The following is a 20,323-nucleotide window of genomic DNA, read 5'->3' as shown; positions in this document are numbered from 1 at the left end:
TCTAGCATGAAAGATCCCCTCCACGGCAAACGGATTCTTCTGGGCGTCGGTGGCGGCATTGCGGCCTACAAGACGCCTGAGCTTTGCCGGCGCTTGCGTGAAGCCGGGGCCGAGGTGCAGGTGGTGATGACGCACGCGGCGCGCGAGTTCGTGACACCACTGGCCCTCCAGGCAGTCAGTGGTCGACCGGTGCGCGGCGAGCTGTTCGATCCGGCGGCCGAGGCGGGCATGGATCACATCGCACTTTCGCGCTGGGCCGATGCCATCCTGGTTGCGCCGGCCACGGCGGATCTGATGGCGCGACTGGCCCAGGGCATGGCGGATGATCTGCTGAGCACCCTGGTACTGGCGAGCCCGCGCCGCCCGCTGCTGGCCCCGGCCATGAACCAGCAGATGTGGCGGCATCCGGCCACGCAACGCAATGCTGCCCGGTTGCTGGCGGACGGAGTACTGCTTCTGGGGCCGGCCGAAGGCGTGCAGGCCTGCAGCGAAACCGGACCGGGACGCATGCTGGAGCCGCTGGAACTGGTGTCGCTGCTGCGCCTGCATCTGGCGCCAAAGCCGCTGGCGGGACGACATGCGCTGGTGACCGCAGGGCCGACCTGGGAGGCCATCGACCCCGCCAGAGGGATCACCAATCGCTCCAGCGGCAGACAGGGCTACGCCGTGGCGCAGGCCCTGGCGGAAGCCGGCGCCGCGGTCACGCTCGTCAGCGGCCCCACCTCCCTGAATCCGCCGACCGGTGTACGGGTGGTTCGGGTGGAAAGCGCGCTGGAGATGCGCGCGGCCGTGCTGGACCGCTTGCCGGAAATGGACATCCTTGTCGCCACGGCTGCCGTGGCGGATTTCCGACCGGCGCAAAAGGCCTCGCGCAAGCTGGCCAAGACCGCCCTGCAGGGGCCGCTTGAACTCTGCGTCAACCCCGACATCCTGGCCGAGGTCGCAGCACATGCGCAGCGTCCGAAACTGGTGGTGGGCTTTGCCGCCCAGACCCATGACGCGCTGGCGCTCGGCGCCGCGAAACACCAGGCCAAGGGCGTGGACCTGATCGCCATCAATGACGTCAGCCAGGCCGGCCTCGGCTTTGGCAGCGAGGACAACCATCTGGTACTGATCGATGCCGGCGGCACACATGATCTTGGGCGCGCAGACAAACTCATGCTCGCCCGGGCACTGGTGTCCCACATTACCTCCCTTCTTTCATCCCCGACCCTGGAGTGAACATGCAGGTCATAGAAATCAAGATTCTGGACAGCCGGCTTGGTGAAGTCTGGCCCCTGCCCGCCTATGCCACAACGGGTTCCGCCGGCATGGACCTGCGCGCCTGCATCGAGGCGCCGCTGGCGCTGGCACCCGGACAGGCCGAGCTCATTCCGGCAGGTTTCGCCATGCACCTGCGCGACCCCGGCCATGCTGCCCTGCTGCTGCCACGCTCTGGCCTTGGACACAAGCAGGGCCTGGTGCTGGGCAATCTGACCGGATTGATCGACTCCGACTATCAGGGTCCGCTCCTGATCAGCGCCTGGAACCGGGGTCGCGAGACCATCCACATCACGCCCGGTGATCGGATCGCGCAGATGATCATCGTGCCGATCGCACAGCCGGAGCTGAAGATCGTCGCGGACTTCGAATCGAGCGAACGAGGCAGCGGCGGGTTCGGCAGCACCGGCAGGTAATGAGAGCCTGGCGGCAGCCTGCGGATACGCCGGTCGTAGCGAGCTGCGCCGCCAGCGTACAGTCAGCGCAGAAGGCAGGTCTTGAACCCCCTGCCCGGCCCTGATATTTTTGCGCCGACTGTGGGGGGATCATGAAGAACATAGAATACCTATTCGAGAAATTTCTCTGGAACAGCCGCTTGATCGTGCTCACTGCGGTGCTCGCCAGTCTGGCGGCATCCCTTGCGCTCTTTTACATGACCAGCGTCGACGTCTTTTACCTGATCCAGCACGTGACGCACTATGGCGACGCTTCGCTCACGACGGATGCGCGGGAAACCCTGCGCGCGGAAACCGTGGCGCATGTTGTTGCAGCGGTGGATGGATACCTGCTGGCCACGGTCATGCTGATCTTTGCACTGGGCCTTTACGAACTGTTCATCAGCAAGATCGATGCGGCAGCTGGCGACCATGCATCTTCCCGGGTACTGTTCATCCGCAATCTCGATGATCTGAAGGACCGCCTGGCCAAGGTGGTATTGATGATCCTGGTCGTGACCTTCTTCGAGCGCTCGGTGCGCATGGATTTCACCGGTCCTCTGGATCTGCTCTATTTCGCCATCGGCATCATGCTGGTCTCACTCGCGCTTTATTTCGCGCACAAGGGTTCTGGCACGCACCTGCCGGAAAGCCGCACGGAATCACATTGAAAACCCCGCCGAAGCGGGGCTTGCCGACCCGTTATCAGGACATTCAGGTGCGCGGCAGGGTGACGCCGATCTGCCCCTGATACTTGCCGTTGCGATCGCGGTAAGACACCTCGCATTCCTCATCGGACTCCAGGAACAGCACCTGGGCGATGCCCTCGTTGGCGTAGATCTTGGCGGGCAAAGGCGTGGTGTTGCTGAATTCCAGCGTGACATAGCCTTCCCATTCGGGCTCGAAGGGCGTGACATTGACGATGATGCCACAGCGGGCATAGGTGGACTTGCCCAGGCAGATGGTCAGCACCCTGCGCGGAATGCGGAAATATTCGACGGTACGCGCCAAGGCAAAGGAATTGGGGGGAATGATGCAGACATCACCCTGGAAGTCGACGAAGGAATCCTCCGAAAACTGCTTGGGATCGACGATGGCGCTGCGCACATTGGTGAAGATCTTGAATTCATCGGCACAGCGGATGTCGTAGCCGTAGGAGGACAAACCATAGGATACGATGGGATTGCCTTCGCAGCTCTTGATTTGCCGGGGTTCGAAGGGCTCGATCATGCCCTGCTCTTCGGCCATGCGCCGAATCCATTTATCTGATTTAATAGCCATATTGTCTCAGGAATGCCTGACTGGAGAAGGGCGGGGGTTTACCGCCATGCGCGAACCCGCGCCGCCAGCAACCCCCATCTGCCATTAACCCGGCCTGTCGCCGGTTGCCACTTATTTGTTCTGGATGACGATATTCGGAAACTTGTGGCTGAAGTCCACCGACTGCACGGCCAGCTTGCCGGCCACATGCCGCCCGAGTTCCAGGTAGAGTTGGCCCAGTCGCGAGCCCGGCTCGGCCGCCACTGTCGGCTTGCCCTCGTCCGCCTCGTTGCGGATGCGCCGATCCAGCGGAATGGCGCCCAGGAAGTCCACTTCGTACTGCTCGGCCATGCGCTCGCCACCGCCATGGCTGAAGATGTCATCCTCGTTGCCGCATTTGGGGCAGATGTAGAAGCTCATGTTCTCGACGATGCCGAGGATGGGGATTCCCACTTTCTCGAACATCTTGAGTCCCTTGCGAGCATCCAGCAGCGCCACGTCCTGCGGCGTGGTGACGATCACGGCCCCGGTGACGGGGATCTTCTGCGCAAGCGTCAGCTGGGTGTCGCCCGTGCCCGGTGGCAGGTCGATGACCATATAATCCAGTTCGCCCCAGCGGGTATCTGAAAGCAGCTGTTCCAGGGCCTGGGTCACCATGGGACCGCGCCAGATCATGGCGGTCTCTTCGTCGATCAGGAAACCTATGGACATGGCCTTGATGCCATGGTTCTCCATGGGCTCGATGCTCTTGCCATCCTTGGAAGTGGGCTTGCCACTGATGCCGAGCATGCGCGGCTGGCTCGGCCCGTAAATATCGGCGTCGAGGATGCCGACCGAGGCGCCATCGTGAGCCAGGGCAAGCGCCAGATTCACGGCAGTGGTGGACTTGCCGACGCCACCCTTGCCGGAGGCCACGGCAATGATGTTCTTGATCCCCGGCAGCAGCTTGACGCCCTTCTGGGCCTGATGCGTGCGGATGTTCTGGCGCACATTCACCAGGACCTCGCGGACGCCGCTGATGGCACTCACCCGCTGCTGGATGTCCTTGCTGAAGCGACCGCTGACGCCCTTCGCTGGATAGCCCAGTTCAAGGTCGACCTCGACACGGCCATCCTGGACGCGGATCTGCTTTACTTCGTTGGCTGAGACCAAATCCTTGCCGACATAGGGATCCTGTACTTCCTTCAGGGCAGTCTGGACCTGCAATTCCGAGACAGTACTCATTGCATCCCTCCAAGCTGAACCAGTCCCCTTCCGGGCGGAAGAGGGGCAAATAACGTGCCATTGTAGCGATATTCCCGGCTTGAGAAAACTCGGGCCCGACGGCCATCCTGCGCCTGGGCAGAATGTACATCATTGTCGGGCTACTCCGGCTCCTTGTCGAAATCCAGGGAGGCGGAGTTGATGCAGTAGCGCAGGCCGCTTGGTTGCGGGCCGTCCTCGAACACATGCCCCAAGTGTGCATCACAGGCCGAACAGCGTACTTCCACACGCTGCATGCCGTGGCTGGGATCGGTGTGCAGCTCAAGGGCTTCGGCGTCCTTCGGCGCCCAGAAGCTGGGCCAGCCACTGCCGGAGTCATATTTTTGCGCGGAATCGAAGACCGGCTTGCCGCAGCAGACACAGCGGTACACGCCCGCCTCCTTGTTGGCATTGTATTTACCGGTAAAGGGCATTTCCGTGCCGGCCTGCCGGGCAATGCGATATTGTTCCGGCGTCAGTTGCGCCTGCCATTCCTCTTCACTTTTCCGGATCTTGTCCGTCATGGCAATCTCCTTGCGAATACTCTGGATTAGGGTGGAAGACCTTGTAAATGGTTCCGGATCATTCTAGCGCAAGCGGCCGCTTCAGGCGCGCGATGATGGCACCGAACGAAGGGCCGATACGCCCTGTTTGTACAAAGGGAAATACTGGCTTCAGGGCAGGGAATTCAGGAGAGACTGCCAAACCAACCACAAGCGCGACCTGGAAAGGTGCGCGTGGGGGCCAGCCATGAAATACTTCGTTGTCTATCGCTGGAAATATGAAGGACGGGATTACAGCGGGGAATGGCATGTATTGAACCAGGTGATGGAAAGCCATCCCGTGGATGAGCTGATCCGCTGGTTGAGCGAGGGCCGCCAGGGATATTCCTATCAACTCATGTTCTGGAGCGAAATCCCGGATGACGTATATGAGCGGGCCCGGCAGTTCATCGATGTCCATGGGGAAGTCGGTGACTGAACAGCCTTGCTGTTTGATTACCGCACCCGCGGCTGTACCCGTTCCAGGTAGTCCTGCAGCAATGCAAGGTTTTGCCGCACGCTGTCCAGGTCACGTTCCTCGGCGGCGATTTCAAAATTTATGCCGACCTCGGTGATGACCAGGAACCCGTAACCCTGCCCGGTCCCCTTCATCTTGTGGCCAAGGTGACCGATGAGGACAAAGTCCTGCTCGGCAATCGCCGCCTGAATGCGCGTGACATCCAGGCGCCGGTTATCCAGATAGGCCGGAATGATCCCGGCAAGATCCGGATCGATCAGGACAGGGATAGGTTCGCGCATCGAATCAGCCGGAACCGGAGCATACCGCCAGGTCGAGTTGTGGCGGCTGTGATTCGAAACCGTTGCGGCCCAGCGCCTTGGCACGGTACAGGGCATCGTCGGCGGCGCGCAGCAGCATCTCCGCGCCGGCCTCCTGGATCGGTCTGACCGCGGCCACGCCGAGACTGATGGTCACCATGGGCGCCGTGGGTGACTGCTCGTGCGGGATGCCGAGTTCCCGGACGTTTTCACACAGGGTTCTGGCAACCTTCTCTGCACCGGCGAGATCGGTATCGGCCAGGAGCACGGCGAACTCCTCACCGCCATACCGGGCAACGACGTCCCCGGGACGGGACAGGGAAAGCGAGAGGGTCTGGGCCACGCGCTTGAGGCAGGCATCACCGGCCTGATGGCCATAGTGGTCGTTGAACGCCTTGAAGTGATCGACGTCCACCAGGATGAGGGACAGGGGCATCTGGTCACGCAGGGCCTGACGCCAGTCCTTGCGCAGCGTCTCCTCGAAGTGACGACGGTTGGCGATGCCGGTCAGACCATCCTGGCAGGACAACATCTGCAGGGTATGGTTGGCGATCTGCAACTGGGTCGAGACCTCCAGCAGCTCCCGTTCCCGGGCCTTGCGCCAGTCGCGCTCCTGCTTGAGCCCCAGGGCCGGACGCAACCTGGCAAGCAGTTCCACCTTACGAAAAGGCTTGGTGATATAGTCGTTGGCGCCCGCGGCGAAGGCCTGCTCCAGATCATCCTCGCCGGTCATGGCTGTGACCATGATGACGGGGATGTCGCGCAGGTGTTCCTGTTCCTTGATGTAGCGACAACCCTCGATGCCCGAGACCTGGGGCAGCATGACATCCATCAGGATGACATCCACCTTGCCGGCGCTTTCCTGGCTATGCAGGACCTGCAAGGCCTCGTGCACGGACATGGCCGAGCGAACCCGGTCGTAGCCTGCCTGGCGCAGGATCTGCTCCAGCAGAACCAGACTATCCGTATCGTCGTCAACTAATAAAATCTGCATTTTTTCCATACCTGAGCCATCCAATTATGGCACGTGCTATACCACTCCCCTCAGGTAAACGTGCTACCGGTTCGCAGCAAATGCTGCCAGCGCTCATTGGTCGCCTGTTGTAGTAATAGCTGTCCGAACTCTTCAGCGGCAATTGGTTTGCTGAACAGATTGCCCTGTACCTGATCGCAATCCTGGCGCCGCAGCAGGCTCAGTTGCTCTTCCGTCTGCACGCCTTCGGCAATCACCTTGAGCTTCAGGCTGTGCGCCATGTTGATCACTGCGGTCACGATGGCGGCATCATCGCTGTCACTGGTCATGTGATGCACGAAGGACTGGTCGATCTTGAGCAGATCCAGCGGAAAACGCTTGAGATAGCTCAAAGAGGAATAACCCGTACCAAAATCATCGATGGAAAGCTTTATGCCCATGGCCTTCAGGTCCCGGAGCGTGGCAATGGTCGCTTCGGCATTCTCGGCGACGATGCTTTCCGTCAGTTCGAGCTCAAGATACTGCGGCTCAAGGCCGGTGTCATCCAGGACCTGGGCCACGGTATCGATCAGCCCCACATGCTTGAACTGACGCGCCGAGAGGTTGACCGCCACCCGCAAGGGCGCCAAACCCGCCGCTTGCCAGGCCTTGGTCTGTGCACAGGCGGTGCGCATGACCCACTCTCCCAGCGGCGAAATCAGGCCGGTTTCCTCGGCCAGGGAAATGAACTGCAGGGGCGAAATCAGCCCAAGATCCGGGTGCTGCCAGCGCACCAGGGCTTCCATGCCAAAGATTCTGCCGGTCCGTAGATCCAGTTGCGGCTGGTAATGCACCAGCAGTTCCTCATGATCGAGAGCCTTGCGCAGCATGTTGCCCAGCGCGAGCCGCTCGAAGGACAGAGAGCTCATCTCGGCGGCATAGAGCTGGTAGTTGTTGCGCCCATGATCCTTGGCCCGATACATGGCCGTATCCGCGTTCTTGAGGATGGTCTCGGGCTCCTCGCCGTCATTGGGATAGAAGGCAATACCAATGCTGGTTGAGGAATATAGTTCATAACCTTCAATGTAGAAAGGTGGCTTGAGCGCATCGATGAGTTTCTGGGCAATGCGGGCAACATCGTCGACCTGCTCGACCTCGGGCAGCAGCAGGGTGAACTCATCGCCGCCCATGCGGGCCACGGTATCCTCTTCGCGTACACAATGCGTCAGCCGCCTGGCCACGCCCTGCAGCAGTTGATCGCCAACACTGTGACCCAGGGTGTCATTGATGGTCTTGAAGCGGTCCAGATCCAGGAACATGACGGCGAGGACCTTTTCATGGCGGCGGGCATAAGCCAGCGCCTGTTCCAGGCGGTCACGAAACAGCAGCCGGTTGGGCAGACCGGTCAGGGCGTCGTGGTAGGCCTGGTGCCAGATGATTTCCTCGGCTCGCTTGCGTTCACGGATATCGCGGGCAATGGACAACACGACGTGAGAATCACCCAGCGGAAAAACGTGAGCACTGACCTCGACAGGGTAGACATCACCGCTTTTGCCGGTCAGGGTCATTTCAAAGGTCAGGTGGCCGTGTTTGATGATGGCCTTGGTGATGTTGTTGATCTTGCGCTCGGTGTCTTCCTGGATGATGTCCTGGGGATGGAGCCTGAGCAATTCCTCGCGGCTATAGCCGAGCCGTTCACAGGCAACATCGTTGACCTCCAGGAAGGGTCCCATGCGACCATCCTCGGTCAGTGCATTCAAAAAGATCGCGTCATAGATGTTGTTGAACAGCTTGCGGTATTTTTCCTCGCGCTCGCGCAGGGCCAGTTCGGCATGACGGCGGGCACGCCGCTCGGCACACTCGCGCAGTTCGCGCTCGATGGCGGGCACCAGGCGGGCAAGGTTGTCCTTTTTCAGATAATCGTGGGCACCGGCCTTCATGGCGGCGACGGCAATATCCTCGCCGATGATGCCGGACACAATGATGAAAGGCAGGTCAAGCTGGTGTTTCTTGATCAGGTCGAGCGCGGCAAGCGCGCTGAATCGGGGCAGATTGAAATCGGTGATGACGACATCCCACTCGGGGTTTTGCAGGGCCGCTTCCATTTCTTCGGACGTATCCACCCGCTCGGCGGACAGGTCATAGCCTCCCCGGCGCAGTTCACGCAGGATGAGCGCAGCATCGTCTTCCGAGTCTTCGACGATCAAGACCCTTAGCGGATTAGTCATCTTGCCTCAGATGCCCGCCCTGGGCGGTGCCTCATTCATGGTGAGCCAGTAGATACCGAGCTGGCGGACGGTTTCCATGAACTGGCCGAAGTCGACGGGTTTGCGGATATAGCTGTTGGCACCCAGGGCATAGCTCTCGATCAGGTCCCGTTCCTCGTTGGAAGTGGTCAGGACCACGATGGGCAGCAAGCGGGTCCGGGCATCGGCACGCACCCGCCGCAGCACCTCAAGCCCCGTCATCTTCGGCAGCTTCAGATCCAGCAGCATCACCTGCGGCAACGGGCCGGTTTCCCGACCGCCCGCTTCCACCCGCCCAAACAGATACTCCAGCGCCTCCACGCCATCCCGCACCACATCCACCTGCACTTCCAGATTGCTCTTGCGCAAGGCCCTCAAGGTCAGCGCCTCATCATCCGGATTGTCTTCCACCATCAGAATCAAGCTGCTCTGCATAAATTCCCCTTATTTTTTTAAATGCTGTTCGGCACCTGAAAAGCCTTACTACAGCAGCTGCAACGCCGGGCGGCAAAGGGAAAGACTGCTTGATACTCTGTCCACGATCAGGGGCCCGATGCATTTTCAGAAAGACACAGGCTTAACCTAATCAAACCGCAAGGCAATGCCTATCGGTCCTTGCGCGTATTGTGGAACGGGACGGACAGCCATGATGCCAGGAGCGAAAAGAGGAACACTTCAACTGAAAATAGTAGAGGGATGCTGGACTGGTAATCCGACCAAGGTAGCTTGGCCGGAACTTTTTTGCGAGACATGCCCATGTCTGACCGATCCTGGGCAGCGACGTTCAGCAGCAGCGCCGAATGCCGTTCCATTTGCGGTCCTGCTCCGCCTTGAAAAAATCCTTTCGCGGCAACGGTTGGCCCTCGCCAGCATGACAGGCCTGCCAGTGGATCAGATAGCGTTCATAGGCGTCGTCACCGGTGGCATGGCGCAGTCCGGCCCAGAAGCGAAGCAGCATCGGGCCCCAGTGCCGGGGCATCAGACAGTAAATGGCGCGCATATGTTCTCCTAGTCCCTGACCCAGTCCTCCACCAGACGGCTTGGCACATGCGGGCTTTCAGTCAGTGGTGATACCGGCCGCTTGCGCCAGACCCGCCAGACAACACGCAGGGAATCGGCCACCAGGATCCAGGTCGCCAGCAGGAAGAATGCGGTCAGGGCCGCATCAAGCCGATTGTTGAAGATGAGCTGCGGGGCCTGGGCCGCCTTGTCAGGCGGCAGAACACCCGTGGCAAGCTTCTGTGCCAGGTCATTGGCCTGGGCGAGAAAGCCCACGCGCACTTCCGGGCTGAAGAGTTTTTGCCAGGCGGCCGTGGAGGTGATGATGACCAGCCAGATCAGTGGCAGGGCCGTCACCCAGACGTAGCGGGCCTTGCCACATTTGACCAGGATGGTGGTCCCGACGCAAAGCGCGATGGCGGCGAGCATCTGATTGGAAATGCCAAATAGCGGCCAGAGGCTGTTGATGCCGCCATTGGGGTCGATGGTCCCCATATACAGAAAGTAGCCCCAGGCGCCGACAATGATGGCACTGCTCAGGAGTACGCCGGGATACCAGCTCGTGCGTCCCAGCGGGGCATGGATGTTGCCCAGCAGGTCCTGCAGCATGAATCGCCCCACCCGCGTGCCGGCATCGATGGTGGTCAGAATGAACAGGGCCTCGAACATGATGGCGAAGTGATACCACATGGCCAGCAGACTGGCGCCAAAGGCGCTGGCAAAGATGCTGGCCATGCCCACCGCGAGTGAGGGGGCGCCACCGGTGCGCGCAAACAGGGTCGCCTCCCCCATCCCGCGGGCAAGCGCTTCCATCTGCGCCACGCTCACCGGGAAGCCCCAGCTTGATATGGTGGCCACGGCCTGGCTGGCGGTTTCACCAACAATGCCAGCAGGGCTGTTGATGGCAAAGTACACGCCGGGATCGAGCACCGTGGCGGCGATCATGGCCATGATGGCGACAAAGGATTCCATGATCATGGCGCCATAGCCGATGAAGCGGGCATCCGCCTCATTGGCCAGCAGCTTGGGCGTAGTGCCTGAGGAAATCAGGGCATGGAAGCCCGAGATCGCACCGCAGGCGATGGTGATGAAGACGAAGGGAAAGAGATCACCGGCAAAGATGGGACCAGTGCCGTCGACAAAGCGGGTCAGGGCTGGCATCTTCACGGTGGGTGCCATGAACAGGATAGCGATGGCCAGCGCGATGATGGTGCCCAGCTTCATGAAGGTCGAGAGATAATCACGCGGAGCCAGCAGCAGCCAGACCGGCACCACGGCGGCGACAAAGCCGTAGGCAATCACCATCAGCGCCAGCGCCGGGCCGTCGTAATCGAACCAGTCACGCAGCACCGGGTGATGATCCACCCAGCCGCCGCCACCTACGGCCAGCAGGAGCAGGCCCAAGCCGAGAAGTGAGGCCTCCAGCACGCGGCCGGGGCGGATGTTGCGCATGTACAGGCCCACCAGTACGGCAATGGGGATGGTGGCCGCGACAGTCGAGGTCGCCCAGGGGCTGTGCTTCATGGCGTTGACCACCACCAGCCCGAGCACGGCGATGAGGATCACCATGATCATGAGCACGCCGACCAGGGCGGTCACGCCACCCACCGGCCCGAGCTCATCGCGCGCCATCTGCCCCAGCGAGCGTCCATCGCGGCGAGTGGAGAAGAAGAGCGTCACGAAATCCTGGACGCAACCGCCCAGCACCGCACCGAAAAGGATCCACAAAGTACCCGGCAAGTAGCCGAACTGTGCCGCCAGGGTCGGGCCGATCAGCGGTCCGGGACCGGCAATGGCGGCAAAGTGATGGCCGAAGAGTACCCATTTATTGGTGGGCACGAAGTCCCGGCCGTCATTGAATCGTTCGGCTGGCGTGGCGCGGGTGGCATCCAGGGCCAGCACCTTTGCAGCAATGAAGGCACTATAGAAGCGGTAGGCGATGGCATAGACAGCCACGGCCGCGACAATGAACCAGAGCGCGTTGATCTGTTCGCCCCGATGCAGAGCAATGCCGCCAACCGCCCCGGCCCCCAGCACGGCCACGGCAATCCAGGCCAGCAGCCCCAGCGGGCCGAGTTTCCTATCCCCTTGCATACACCCTCTCGACTAGCAATGCCTTTGGCTGAATTCAGCTTCCGGCTATTCATATAGTTTTTTTGTCGGATCTGCAAACTGGCCCGCCCTGCCTGGCCTTAATCAGGCCTGCAAAGCGCGGCAGGAACCAGCGCATTAGTGACAGCAACAGGAGCATGGCGACCAGCAATGGCCCGAAGGGTTGGTCGAACAGTATGGCCAGCGCAAAGGCGGCAAGATAGCTGATGGCGCCGAGCACCAGTGCCAACAGCAGACTGCGTCGCCAGCCACTGGCCCAGGCAAAGGCCAGCCAGGGCGGAATGAAAACCAGGGCAAAGGCGGCCATGACCCCGATAGCCTGGGTGGCAAGCGCCAGGCCAAGTGCCGCCAACAGGTCAAACGTAATGTGATAGCGCCAGCCGGAGATCTGATTGGCGCTGAAATGATCCGGGAAAAACCGGGCAGTCAGGAGCCGCGGCGACAGCCAGGGAAACAGCATGACGATAATGAGACCCAGCATGCCGGCGCTCAACAGGTGCTCCATGCCAGTGAAGTAAAGCTGGCCGTCCACCAGGGCGTGACTGAGCTCCTCACCATGCGGACTGTTGGCAGCCAGCAGCAGGGTGGCACTCCAGCCACTCAGAATCATGACCGCATAAGTGTCGTTACCCGGACGCTGCATGAGGCCCTTGATGCCGGCTGCGACTGCTGCGGTTGCCAGTGCGGCCATCAGCACCGGCAGCCCGAGAAAGAGACTCAGGACACCACCGGCAGCGGCGATCTGCGTCAGGCCCAATGCCGCCAGCCACTCGTCCCGCAAGCGCAGGTACATGCCCAGCGCCGGCAACAGGCAGGCATACAGGAGGCCCGTCAGGAAGGGCAAACGAAACAGCGGATCGAACAGGGTATCTAGCGCCATGCCTGCACCTCCACCACCCGGTTGCAGACACGCCCGACGAAATCCGCTTCATGGCTCACCAGCAGCACGGCGCGCGATCGATCCCGCTCCATCAAGAGATGGATCAGCGTGTCGACACTGCCGGGATCAAGGTTGTTGGTCGGCTCGTCGAGCAGGATGAGTTGGGCTCGCCCACCGAGGCAGGCCCAGATTTGCAGCAGTTGCAACTGGCCGCCGCTCAGCCGATCGAGCCGATTGTCGAGCAGGTGCGCAAGCCGATCCGGGGGCGCCGAATGATCCGCCCCGGTCAGCTTCAGCAACTCGCGCCCGAGCAGGGGCATGGGCGAGATGCGTACCGGGCGCTGGCGCTGATGCGCCACTTGCAGGCCGGGCTGGCGGCGAATCTCGCCTTGAAATACGCGCGATACGCCGGTGATCGCCCGCAGCAGCGTGGACTTGCCGATGCCATTGGGACCCTGAATGCCCACTATCTCGCCAGCCCGCACAGTCAGCGAGACAGGCCCGATGACGGGGACAGCATAACCCGCCACCACCTCATTGAGCTCGATGAGGGCGTCCATCAACGCGCCTGGGCCACGGCATTCACCCACTGATCGATCAGGGCGAAATAGGCCTTGGCATCGGCGTCCAGCGCAGGTTCAAGAGGCAGGCGAAAAGCTTTCCAGCCAAGCCGCTGGGCAAGAAAGTTCGGCCCCTGAGCAGGCTGGAACACCGTATACAGGATCACGCCCTGGCGCCCCTTGAGCCTGCCGACCAGACTGCTCAGGTACTGCGCACTCGGGGGAATGCCTGGCAAGGGCTCGACATAGCCAAGCACCGGCACCCCTAGCAGGGTCATCAGGTAGTTGCCGTCCTTATGGTTTAGCACCACACCCTTGACCCCACGCGACTTGTCTCGCCACTGGGGCAGATGGGCCGCGACCTGGCCGGCGAAAGCCTGGGCATTGCGCTGGAATGTAGCCGCCTGCTCCGGATCCACTGCGCTGAGGCGCTGGGCCAGGGCCTTGCCGATGGTTGCCATGCGCTGCGGGTCGAGATAGACATGTGGATTACCCATGGGGTGCACGTCGCCACGCGCCCGATCCGCCGCCTCCCCCTTTTCGATCAGGGATACCTGTGAGGCAGCCTCAAAGTAGCCCGGCTTGCCCGGCAGCACGCGGGGGTTGCCCGCGCTCTGCAGCGCGGCCGGCAGCCAGCCGATCTCGAGATCCGCACCCACAGCCATCAGCAGATCGGCGCGACGCAGCGCCAGCATCATGCTGGGCTTGGCCTGCAGATAGTGGGCATCACGGTCTGGCGGTGCCAGCACCGTGACCTTCACCGCATCACCGCCGACCGTGCGCGCGAGCATACCCATGCTGGACGTGGTGGCAACGACATTGATGGCGGCCTGCGCCGGTGCAACAAATACGGCAAGGAGAAAAGCAAGCAGCAATTTGTACATGAGGCCCTCCTAGAAGGCGTGGGCGCCGTGAGCGCCAAGCGAAAACTGGTACTGGAGATAGACCTGATTGAAGCTTTCCTTGCTGCCATCCAGCGGTAATCTGCCGATGTTGTATTGCAGGCGCAGGCGGGAGAATTCGGTCGGATTCCAGGTCAGGTTGGCTGTGTAACGCTGGATCGAGGCCAGACTCTGCTCACCTGGACCCGTTTCATTGACTTGGTTGATCAAGCCGGCGGTATCAAAGCGCAGCCCCGTGGTCCAGCGTGGCGCAAAGCCGTAAACGCCCTGTACATACAGGCCATCCTGGGCCGCTTCATGCCCCAGGCCAAGCCGCGCCAGGTCCGTGCTATCGACCACCCGCAGGTCCTTGCGCCGATAGATGTACTCACCCTGGAGGGTGATATCGCCCTGCCCGAAGGCTCGCGGATCGTCGTACTTGTAGACCCAGTCGGTACCGGCAAACCAGCTGTCGCCATCCAGCGCTTCATCGTCGGTTGCACCTGGCTGGAACTCCTGATGCTTCAGGGCGCGCCCTCCAAAGACTCCGGCCTGCAAGGCATGACTGTAGCCCAGGTCCGGCGAGAATTTCGCAAAGGCGGTAAAGAGACGTGGTCCGGCCTTATCAGAAAAAGCGGGGTGGTCCTCATCCGGCCCGAGATAACTGGCGACGCCATTGTTTTCCCCCTGCAGGGCTTCCACGCCAAAGCGGGCATAGAAAGGCCAGGCTGGCAGCCAGGACAGTTGCAGGCCGGTTTCCCGCAAGGAACCACCGAACAGGAGTTGGTAAGGCAGGGCCTGATCGACGAAGTCCCACTGATGCGGGTGCTGACGGTTCATGTAGCCAATGTCACTGAAAAAGCGGCCGAATTTGAGCTGCAGCCCCCAGGGAAGCGACCGGGTGCGGCCATAGGCCTCTTCCACTTCAAGCCCTTCTTCACCCACGGCCAGAATCGCCAGCGCGTCCAGATAGGGATCAACAGATGCGGAAAAAGCCAGTTCGGTCTCGCGCAGATTGAAACCCTGCTTGAGTTCGCCACCATGGGCGTGGCCTTCCGAAGTGCCCGCGCCAAAGCCCAGGCTCTCGGCGAGCCGATCACTTACGCCACCCTGGCGGTCATCGTGGTAGTACACCCCATCCAGAATGACAGAGAGGGCCGGATTGAAGGCCGTAGCGGCAGTGGTCGTACCCGTCTGGCCAAGGCCGGGCAGGTTCAACGGTTGCAGCCCGGGAGCATCCAGGGGTCCCGTTGCGGATTGCGAGACAGTCGCAGGGTCAGCGGCGGGTATTGAAGCAGGGGTCTGGGTAGACTGGTCGAAGGAGCCTGTTTGTGGCGAGCTGACGGGCTCTTGTTGGGTTTGAGGTGCACTGGCCGGACGAGCTGACAACTCGGTGCGTAGTCGATTGATCTCAGCTTCCTGTCGTGCGCTCCGGGCTTCGAGCTTTTGCACCTGTTCGATCAGTTTTTGCAGGCTGGCGCTATCGTCAGCCAGCAATAAAGGGGTATGCAGGGACAGCGCAGCGGCCCCGGCAAGCAATTTGAATTGCATGTTTCTCTCCTGGAAATGCAGTGATGGCCGCAAGCAGAGGCTTCGGCCGGAACTGTTCAGCAAGGCATTCTGGAGAGTAAGGGCGGGCCGCGCAGGGGGGGCAGGTGGTAACGCCTGCGAATATAGGGGATGGCCGCATACAAAGGGCCTGAAAGCAGGAGAAACAGAAGGTCCGGCCCTGGGACACTGGGCCCATGACTCGGGACATCCAGCGAGGAATGGCCTGCCACGTGACAGCTTGGGCAATCCAGATCGCCCGTCAGGCCTTCATGCTGATGCGGCAGGGAGCCCAGGGAGTAAAAACCCAGAAAGCACAGCAGGACCAGCTGGAGCCATAACAGGCGCCAGTTGCCTGGGGTGTTCTTGCCGGGAACAGGGATCATGAAGGGAAACTACAAAGTGCAGCCGGCTTTTGTCAAGAAGGTTCTTGCACCCCCCCGGCAATCCAAGTATTCTATGCGGGTTCACGGGGCGGTAGCTCAGCTGGGAGAGCGTCGCGTTCGCAATGCGAAGGTCGGGAGTTCGATCCTCCTCCGCTCCACCAGATAGCTCGGGGTAGAATCCAAGATTCTACCCCGTTTTCATGTCAGCAGATCCAGCACAATCGGGGTTTTCATGGACTTCCTCACACTCTTCATATCACTGATCGTGATCCTGCTGGGCGCTGAAGCATTCACCAACGCCCTGGAACATCTCGGCGAGCGCCTGAAAATTTCCGAGGGCGTTACCGGGTCCTTGTTCGCGGCGGTGGGCACCGCCCTCCCGGAAGCCATGGTGCCGATCATTGCTGTGCTCGGGGGTGCGGCAAGCGATCCGCGGGTGGGCGAGGAAGTCGGCGTCGGCGCCATCCTCGGTGCGCCCATGATGCTGTCCACGCTCTCCTTGTTCCTGATGGCCTACTTCGCAGCCCGCAAGCGCGGCTGGAACGGGTCGTTCAAGCCGGAACCTACCGGCTTTCAGCGGGATCTGACCTGGTTCCTGGCCGCCTTTTCGCTGGGGACAGCCGCCATGTTCATCCCCTTTGAACAAAAGCTGATCCGCGGAAGCATCGGCATCAGCCTGATCCTCATGTACTTCTTCTATATCATGCTCACCTTGCGCGCTTCGGCTTCCCTGGTTGAGGAAGGGCACGGCACGGAAGCCGGGAAACCCCTGTTCCTGAACAAGGTTCGCCTGCCCGAGAACATGCCGGTCATCATCCTGCAACTGCTGCTGGGCTTTGGCCTGATCATTGGCGGCGCGCACGGCTTCGTATCGGGCATCGAGCACATTTCCGTGCTGTTTGGACTCTCTGCCTTGGCATTGTCGCTGCTGATCATTCCAGTCGCCACCGAACTGCCCGAGAAGGTCAACAGCATTCTCTGGATCCGCCGCGGCAAGGACACCCTGGCCTTTGGTAACATCACTGGTGCCATGGTATTCCAGGGCTCGATTCTGCCGGCGATGGGCATCATGCTCACCCCCTGGCAGCCGTCCCCTGACGTACTGCTGGGCGCGGGCCTGACATTGCTGGCGAGCATCTGGCTCTTCATCATGCATCGGCGTGGCACCCTACGCCCTTATCATCTGGTGTTCAACGGCCTTTGTTATGTCGCCTACTTTTCAGTGCTGGTCCAGTAACTGGCCGCAAGGCCGGTTTTCCTGCTAATATTGCCGCACGCCCCGGTAGCTCAGTGGATAGAGCAACCGCCTCCTAAGCGGTAGGTCGCACGTTCGATTCGTGCTCGGGGCGCCATTCCCGCGAATGCCTGGCATAGGGCATTCCGCCTTACCCAAACTGCCCTAAGATCGTGCCCGCCAGTAGTACAAGCCACTCAGGCTCATGGTCAGCAACGCGAGCGCAAGAAAGCTCATGAACATGGGGCCAAAACTGCCAAAGATCCGGCCACTGTGCAAGGGAAACAGCAGATTGGTCCAATGAGAGGTGGGAGTTTTGCGCTTCAGCACTTCGCCTGTAATGCCATCCAGAAACACCCAGCCGCCATCACGGAAGCGAAAACGCATGACGGCATCAGTATTTTTGGCAAAGTAGATGCGTTCCAGGGCTGCCTGTGGATAGCCATGCCGGGCGATGGCCACCAGGCTGTTGAGGGGGTACGCTGCCGATGTGCCATTCCCGACGGCCACCTTGGGCGCCGGATCGAAGCGATCGATCAAGGGGCCAGCGAAATTCAGCAAGGCGCCCACCACAGCCAGGCTGGCGAACAGGCCACCGGCCCAGAGTCCCAGCCAGCGGTGCAGGCTGATCGCCTTGGTGCGCGCATCCCGGTCTCCCCATGGCCGTGGACGACCGCGACGTGGCCACCAAAGCCAGAGCCCGACCAGCCAGAGCAGGAGAATGAAAGCCCCGGTGGCGCTGGCGATGATCTGGCCGGTCAGCCCCAGCGGCTTGCCGCGATGTAGGTGGTAGAGAAAGTCCAGCCAGTCCTCTTGACCAGCCGGCTTCAGAGCAAGCGTCTGGCCTGTTGCCGGGTCGAGAAAGGCCATGCGCGACCCGCCCTCCCCGGCCAGCTTCGCTCGCGCCGCCCGTTCGGGCGCAGTGGGCAGATACAGGATCTCAAGCCTTGCATCCGGATAAGCGGCCTGCACCCTGGCTGCAAGTTGTGAAGGGGCAAGTGTCTGCGCGGCGGGCTGGCCCAGCCGGTAAGGTGCCTGACCATAACGAAGCTGATCGTAAAAGCCGAGCAGGATGCCGGTCAGCGCAATGACTAGCAGCGGCACGATCAGCAACGTACCAATGTAGATGTGGGTCTTGACCCAGAACTGGCGTTTCGACATGGCTTTGCGTCAGGACTTCAGCTCGAAACGCACCGGGACCTCGACCCAGGATTCAACGGGCTCGCCATTTCTCTTGGCTGCTACGAAGCGCCAGCCCTGCACGGCTTCCTGTGCCGCCGTGTCCAGAATCTCGTGGCCCGTGCCCTTCAGGAGACGAATCTCACGCGGCGAGCCACTGGCCGAAACCCGCACCTTCAGCAATACCGTGCCGCTCCAGCCCCGCCGGCGCGCCAACATCGGATATTCAGGTGCGGGATTACTGAGATAGTCGGGCTTGGCACCCACGGTCGCACTCCCGCTGGGCCGGGCTGGCGCGGGGCTTGGCGGGGCCGGGCTGGCCACGGAAGCGGATGCTGGCGGAGCAGGCCTCGCCATGGGCGGGGCTGGTGTGGGTGCCGGCTGAGTGACTGGCTCTGGGTTTGGCTCGGGCTCCGCCGGCTTTACGGCAGGTTTCGGCTCGGGCTTGGGTGCGACTTTGCGTTCAGGCTTGGGCGTGGGTTTCGGCTCCGGCTTGGGAGGCGTCGGCTCCGCGGCCTTGGGTGGTGCTGGCGGACTTGGCTGGCGGGGGGCCGGCGATGGCGCCACGGGCGGCGTCAGCAGTTCCACCTCGATGGGTTCCTGGGGGATGGTCAAGCGCTCTGGCTGACTGGACTGATGCAATGAAAAGGCCAGCGCCGCCTGCAGACCCAGGGCAATTATCAGGGCCAGTCCCAGGCCCTGCCAGGATGCTCGCGGGAGATTGCCGGCAGTCATGGCGCTACCGGACTCCGCGGCTTGGTTTCGAAAGCCACCTTCTCGATCCCGGCCTCGCGCGCCAGATCCATCACCATGATGACCTCGCCATGGGGCACGCTTTTATCCGCATTGATGTACACCCGCGGGGCATCCGGCTGCCTGCTCAGCTTGCCCAATTCCTGGACCAGTTCCGCCTGGGTCACCAGCCGTTTGTTGGCGTAGAGCTTGCCATCCTTGGTGATGGTGACGGCGTAGTACTCCTGCCGGTCCGGCTGGCCGGTGGCCGCCTGCGGCACGTCCACCCGGATGCCCTTGTGCTGAACCATGCTCAGGGACACGAAGATGAATGACGCTAGCAGAAAGAACATTACATCGATCAGCGGAATGAGTTCGATGCGCGGCTTTTTCGGTGGGTAAGGTGTGGAGAGCTTCATGACGACCTCAGACAACGCCTTGACGCGCGGCGACCTGAGCAGGCCTGTTCTGCGCCTGCTGGCCCTGATACAGCACTTCGACATGCGTCGCGAAGGTTTCCAGCAGGTGCTGGGCCCGGTGCAAACGAGTGGTAAAGAAGTTAAGCGGAATCAGACTGAGAATTGCTATCGCCAGCCCAAAACCCGTCGCAATCAAGGCTTCTGCAATACCGCCCGTCACGGCCATCGGCTCGACCAGTTCCTTGCCACCCATCATCTGAAAACTGTGCATGATGCCGAAGATCGTGCCCAGGAGTCCCAGCAGCGGTGCCAGCGTCACGATGGTATCCAGCACCGGCAGAAAGCGGCCCATGCGTTCGAGCTCGGTGCCGGCGCTGGTCTGCAGCGCCCCCTGCAGGGAACCATGGTGGTGATTCAGGCCATGATGCAGGGCCCGGGCAATGAAATCGTCGGAGCCCTCCAGGGTCTTGGTGGCGGCCTGCACCTGTCCCTTTTCGAGCTGGGCCAGAGCCTCTTCGACCCGCTGCGGCTCGCGCGCGCGCAGAGTCTTCCACCAGAACCAGCTACGTTCGATGATCACCGCCAGCGCCAGGGTGGATACCAGTAGCAGGGGCCACATGATGGCCCCACCCTTGTTGAAGAAATTTACGAGCATGTACGACGATTCCATGACTCCTCCG

The 20,323-nt window shown here is 61.4% G+C and carries 22 protein-coding genes and 2 tRNA genes; 7 read left to right on the top strand and 17 right to left on the bottom strand.

Annotated elements, in window-relative coordinates; all coding sequences use genetic code 11:
- Positions 1 to 6: 6 nt before the first annotated feature.
- The 3 genes from coaBC to WOB96_RS09830 all read left to right on the top strand — a co-directional run bounded on the left by coaBC (position 7) and on the right by WOB96_RS09830 (position 2,365).
- Positions 7 to 1,221 carry a bifunctional phosphopantothenoylcysteine decarboxylase/phosphopantothenate--cysteine ligase CoaBC gene (coaBC, locus tag WOB96_RS09840; RefSeq protein WP_341371124.1) on the top strand — a complete coding sequence of 405 codons (1,215 nt, stop codon included), beginning with the start codon at positions 7 to 9 and terminating at the stop codon, positions 1,219 to 1,221.
- 2 nt (positions 1,222 to 1,223) lie between these two features.
- A complete protein-coding gene (gene dut / locus WOB96_RS09835) occupies positions 1,224 to 1,676 on the top strand; it encodes a dUTP diphosphatase (RefSeq protein WP_341371123.1) in 453 nt (150 codons plus the stop codon).
- Positions 1,677 to 1,807: 131 nt separating this feature from the next.
- Positions 1,808 to 2,365 carry a YqhA family protein gene (locus WOB96_RS09830; RefSeq protein WP_341371122.1) on the top strand — a complete coding sequence of 186 codons (558 nt, stop codon included), beginning with the start codon at positions 1,808 to 1,810 and terminating at the stop codon, positions 2,363 to 2,365.
- 43 nt (positions 2,366 to 2,408) lie between these two features.
- Here the strand turns inward: WOB96_RS09830 and dcd are convergent, their stop codons facing one another.
- From dcd to msrB, 3 genes are all read right to left on the bottom strand, one after another.
- Positions 2,409 to 2,975 (bottom strand): dCTP deaminase, encoded by a 567-nt coding sequence (gene dcd / locus WOB96_RS09825; protein WP_341371121.1) that lies wholly within the window; start codon positions 2,973 to 2,975, stop codon positions 2,409 to 2,411.
- Between the two features lie 111 nt (positions 2,976 to 3,086).
- Positions 3,087 to 4,178: an iron-sulfur cluster carrier protein ApbC gene (gene apbC, locus WOB96_RS09820; RefSeq protein ID WP_341371120.1), complete on the bottom strand. Its 1,092-nt coding sequence runs from the start codon at positions 4,176 to 4,178 to the stop codon at positions 3,087 to 3,089.
- Positions 4,179 to 4,318: 140 nt separating this feature from the next.
- Positions 4,319 to 4,720, bottom strand: coding sequence for a peptide-methionine (R)-S-oxide reductase MsrB (msrB, locus tag WOB96_RS09815; RefSeq protein WP_341371119.1), 402 nt, complete (start codon positions 4,718 to 4,720; stop codon positions 4,319 to 4,321).
- A gap of 226 nt (positions 4,721 to 4,946) precedes the next feature.
- Here msrB and WOB96_RS09810 point away from each other — a divergent pair, with 226 nt between their 5' ends.
- Entirely contained in the window at positions 4,947 to 5,177 is a 231-nt protein-coding gene (locus WOB96_RS09810; RefSeq protein ID WP_341371118.1) for a hypothetical protein, read from the top strand.
- A gap of 17 nt (positions 5,178 to 5,194) precedes the next feature.
- On the opposite strand, the gene WOB96_RS09805 is transcribed toward WOB96_RS09810, so the two are convergent.
- The 10 genes from WOB96_RS09805 to WOB96_RS09760 all read right to left on the bottom strand — a co-directional run bounded on the left by WOB96_RS09805 (position 5,195) and on the right by WOB96_RS09760 (position 15,696).
- Positions 5,195 to 5,497: an Hpt domain-containing protein gene (locus WOB96_RS09805; protein WP_341371117.1), complete on the bottom strand. Its 303-nt coding sequence runs from the start codon at positions 5,495 to 5,497 to the stop codon at positions 5,195 to 5,197.
- A gap of 4 nt (positions 5,498 to 5,501) precedes the next feature.
- Positions 5,502 to 6,509, bottom strand: coding sequence for a GGDEF domain-containing response regulator (locus tag WOB96_RS09800; protein ID WP_341371116.1), 1,008 nt, complete (start codon positions 6,507 to 6,509; stop codon positions 5,502 to 5,504).
- 50 nt (positions 6,510 to 6,559) lie between these two features.
- Positions 6,560 to 8,695 carry a putative bifunctional diguanylate cyclase/phosphodiesterase gene (locus WOB96_RS09795; protein ID WP_341371115.1) on the bottom strand — a complete coding sequence of 712 codons (2,136 nt, stop codon included), beginning with the start codon at positions 8,693 to 8,695 and terminating at the stop codon, positions 6,560 to 6,562.
- A 6-nt stretch (positions 8,696 to 8,701) separates the two neighbouring features.
- Positions 8,702 to 9,148: a response regulator gene (locus tag WOB96_RS09790; RefSeq protein WP_341371114.1), complete on the bottom strand. Its 447-nt coding sequence runs from the start codon at positions 9,146 to 9,148 to the stop codon at positions 8,702 to 8,704.
- Between the two features lie 349 nt (positions 9,149 to 9,497).
- Positions 9,498 to 9,713 carry a CstA-like transporter-associated (seleno)protein gene (locus tag WOB96_RS09785; RefSeq protein ID WP_341371113.1) on the bottom strand — a complete coding sequence of 72 codons (216 nt, stop codon included), beginning with the start codon at positions 9,711 to 9,713 and terminating at the stop codon, positions 9,498 to 9,500.
- Between the two features lie 8 nt (positions 9,714 to 9,721).
- On the bottom strand, positions 9,722 to 11,806 hold the full coding sequence (locus WOB96_RS09780) for a carbon starvation CstA family protein (protein ID WP_341371112.1): 2,085 nt from the start codon (positions 11,804 to 11,806) through the stop codon (positions 9,722 to 9,724).
- Positions 11,807 to 11,855: 49 nt separating this feature from the next.
- Positions 11,856 to 12,704, bottom strand: coding sequence for a metal ABC transporter permease (locus tag WOB96_RS09775; RefSeq protein ID WP_341371111.1), 849 nt, complete (start codon positions 12,702 to 12,704; stop codon positions 11,856 to 11,858).
- On the bottom strand, positions 12,695 to 13,264 hold the full coding sequence (locus tag WOB96_RS09770) for an ATP-binding cassette domain-containing protein (RefSeq protein WP_341371110.1): 570 nt from the start codon (positions 13,262 to 13,264) through the stop codon (positions 12,695 to 12,697). The genes WOB96_RS09775 and WOB96_RS09770 overlap by 10 nt, the downstream gene beginning before the upstream one ends.
- Positions 13,264 to 14,148: a metal ABC transporter substrate-binding protein gene (locus WOB96_RS09765; protein ID WP_341371109.1), complete on the bottom strand. Its 885-nt coding sequence runs from the start codon at positions 14,146 to 14,148 to the stop codon at positions 13,264 to 13,266. Before WOB96_RS09765 ends, WOB96_RS09770 begins: the two co-directional genes overlap by 1 nt.
- Before the next feature lie 9 nt (positions 14,149 to 14,157).
- Positions 14,158 to 15,696 (bottom strand): TonB-dependent receptor, encoded by a 1,539-nt coding sequence (locus tag WOB96_RS09760; RefSeq protein ID WP_341371108.1) that lies wholly within the window; start codon positions 15,694 to 15,696, stop codon positions 14,158 to 14,160.
- Between the two features lie 468 nt (positions 15,697 to 16,164).
- Between WOB96_RS09760 and WOB96_RS09755 the strand changes: the two genes are divergently transcribed.
- The 3 genes from WOB96_RS09755 (at position 16,165) to WOB96_RS09745 (ending at position 17,431) form a co-directional block, all read left to right on the top strand.
- Positions 16,165 to 16,240: transfer RNA gene (locus WOB96_RS09755), tRNA-Ala, on the top strand.
- A 71-nt stretch (positions 16,241 to 16,311) separates the two neighbouring features.
- A complete protein-coding gene (locus WOB96_RS09750) occupies positions 16,312 to 17,316 on the top strand; it encodes a sodium:calcium antiporter (protein ID WP_341371107.1) in 1,005 nt (334 codons plus the stop codon).
- Positions 17,317 to 17,355: 39 nt separating this feature from the next.
- Positions 17,356 to 17,431 (top strand) — tRNA-Arg (locus WOB96_RS09745).
- Between the two features lie 47 nt (positions 17,432 to 17,478).
- On the opposite strand, the gene WOB96_RS09740 is transcribed toward WOB96_RS09745, so the two are convergent.
- The 4 genes from WOB96_RS09740 to WOB96_RS09725 are packed head-to-tail and all read right to left on the bottom strand — an operon-like array spanning position 17,479 to position 20,313.
- Positions 17,479 to 18,474 (bottom strand): PepSY-associated TM helix domain-containing protein, encoded by a 996-nt coding sequence (locus WOB96_RS09740; protein ID WP_341371106.1) that lies wholly within the window; start codon positions 18,472 to 18,474, stop codon positions 17,479 to 17,481.
- A gap of 9 nt (positions 18,475 to 18,483) precedes the next feature.
- Positions 18,484 to 19,227 (bottom strand): energy transducer TonB, encoded by a 744-nt coding sequence (locus WOB96_RS09735; protein WP_341371105.1) that lies wholly within the window; start codon positions 19,225 to 19,227, stop codon positions 18,484 to 18,486.
- A complete protein-coding gene (locus tag WOB96_RS09730) occupies positions 19,224 to 19,643 on the bottom strand; it encodes an ExbD/TolR family protein (protein ID WP_341371104.1) in 420 nt (139 codons plus the stop codon). The genes WOB96_RS09735 and WOB96_RS09730 overlap by 4 nt, the downstream gene beginning before the upstream one ends.
- A 7-nt stretch (positions 19,644 to 19,650) precedes the next feature.
- The gene (locus tag WOB96_RS09725) at positions 19,651 to 20,313 is read right to left on the bottom strand and encodes a MotA/TolQ/ExbB proton channel family protein (RefSeq protein WP_341371103.1); all 663 of its coding nucleotides are present in this window, start codon (positions 20,311 to 20,313) and stop codon (positions 19,651 to 19,653) included.
- Positions 20,314 to 20,323 lie beyond the last annotated feature (10 nt).

The sequence above is a fragment of the Thermithiobacillus plumbiphilus genome, assembly GCF_038070005.1.
GTDB lineage: Bacteria > Pseudomonadota > Gammaproteobacteria > Acidithiobacillales > Thermithiobacillaceae > JBBPCO01.
This window is presented reverse-complemented; position numbering and strand designations above follow the sequence as displayed.

Excerpts from the sequence above, each read along its gene's own strand:
- WOB96_RS09800 (WP_341371116.1), bottom strand. The coding sequence starts at position 6,509 with ATGCAGATTTTATTAGTTGACGACGATACGGATAGTCTGGTTCTGCTG.
- WOB96_RS09790 (WP_341371114.1), bottom strand. The coding sequence starts at position 9,148 with ATGCAGAGCAGCTTGATTCTGATGGTGGAAGACAATCCGGATGATGAG.
- WOB96_RS09730 (WP_341371104.1), bottom strand. The coding sequence starts at position 19,643 with ATGAAGCTCTCCACACCTTACCCACCGAAAAAGCCGCGCATCGAACTC.
- WOB96_RS09770 (WP_341371110.1), bottom strand. The coding sequence starts at position 13,264 with ATGGACGCCCTCATCGAGCTCAATGAGGTGGTGGCGGGTTATGCTGTC.
- coaBC (WP_341371124.1), top strand. The coding sequence starts at position 7 with ATGAAAGATCCCCTCCACGGCAAACGGATTCTTCTGGGCGTCGGTGGC.
- dut (WP_341371123.1), top strand. The coding sequence starts at position 1,224 with ATGCAGGTCATAGAAATCAAGATTCTGGACAGCCGGCTTGGTGAAGTC.
- apbC (WP_341371120.1), bottom strand. The coding sequence starts at position 4,178 with ATGAGTACTGTCTCGGAATTGCAGGTCCAGACTGCCCTGAAGGAAGTA.
- WOB96_RS09725 (WP_341371103.1), bottom strand. The coding sequence starts at position 20,313 with ATGGAATCGTCGTACATGCTCGTAAATTTCTTCAACAAGGGTGGGGCC.
- WOB96_RS09760 (WP_341371108.1), bottom strand. The coding sequence starts at position 15,696 with ATGCAATTCAAATTGCTTGCCGGGGCCGCTGCGCTGTCCCTGCATACC.
- WOB96_RS09740 (WP_341371106.1), bottom strand. The coding sequence starts at position 18,474 with ATGTCGAAACGCCAGTTCTGGGTCAAGACCCACATCTACATTGGTACG.
- WOB96_RS09810 (WP_341371118.1), top strand. The coding sequence starts at position 4,947 with ATGAAATACTTCGTTGTCTATCGCTGGAAATATGAAGGACGGGATTAC.
- WOB96_RS09830 (WP_341371122.1), top strand. The coding sequence starts at position 1,808 with ATGAAGAACATAGAATACCTATTCGAGAAATTTCTCTGGAACAGCCGC.
- WOB96_RS09765 (WP_341371109.1), bottom strand. The coding sequence starts at position 14,148 with ATGTACAAATTGCTGCTTGCTTTTCTCCTTGCCGTATTTGTTGCACCG.
- WOB96_RS09785 (WP_341371113.1), bottom strand. The coding sequence starts at position 9,713 with ATGCGCGCCATTTACTGTCTGATGCCCCGGCACTGGGGCCCGATGCTG.
- WOB96_RS09735 (WP_341371105.1), bottom strand. The coding sequence starts at position 19,227 with ATGACTGCCGGCAATCTCCCGCGAGCATCCTGGCAGGGCCTGGGACTG.
- WOB96_RS09750 (WP_341371107.1), top strand. The coding sequence starts at position 16,312 with ATGGACTTCCTCACACTCTTCATATCACTGATCGTGATCCTGCTGGGC.
- WOB96_RS09795 (WP_341371115.1), bottom strand. The coding sequence starts at position 8,695 with ATGACTAATCCGCTAAGGGTCTTGATCGTCGAAGACTCGGAAGACGAT.
- WOB96_RS09805 (WP_341371117.1), bottom strand. The coding sequence starts at position 5,497 with ATGCGCGAACCTATCCCTGTCCTGATCGATCCGGATCTTGCCGGGATC.
- dcd (WP_341371121.1), bottom strand. The coding sequence starts at position 2,975 with ATGGCTATTAAATCAGATAAATGGATTCGGCGCATGGCCGAAGAGCAG.
- WOB96_RS09780 (WP_341371112.1), bottom strand. The coding sequence starts at position 11,806 with ATGCAAGGGGATAGGAAACTCGGCCCGCTGGGGCTGCTGGCCTGGATT.
- WOB96_RS09775 (WP_341371111.1), bottom strand. The coding sequence starts at position 12,704 with ATGGCGCTAGATACCCTGTTCGATCCGCTGTTTCGTTTGCCCTTCCTG.
- msrB (WP_341371119.1), bottom strand. The coding sequence starts at position 4,720 with ATGACGGACAAGATCCGGAAAAGTGAAGAGGAATGGCAGGCGCAACTG.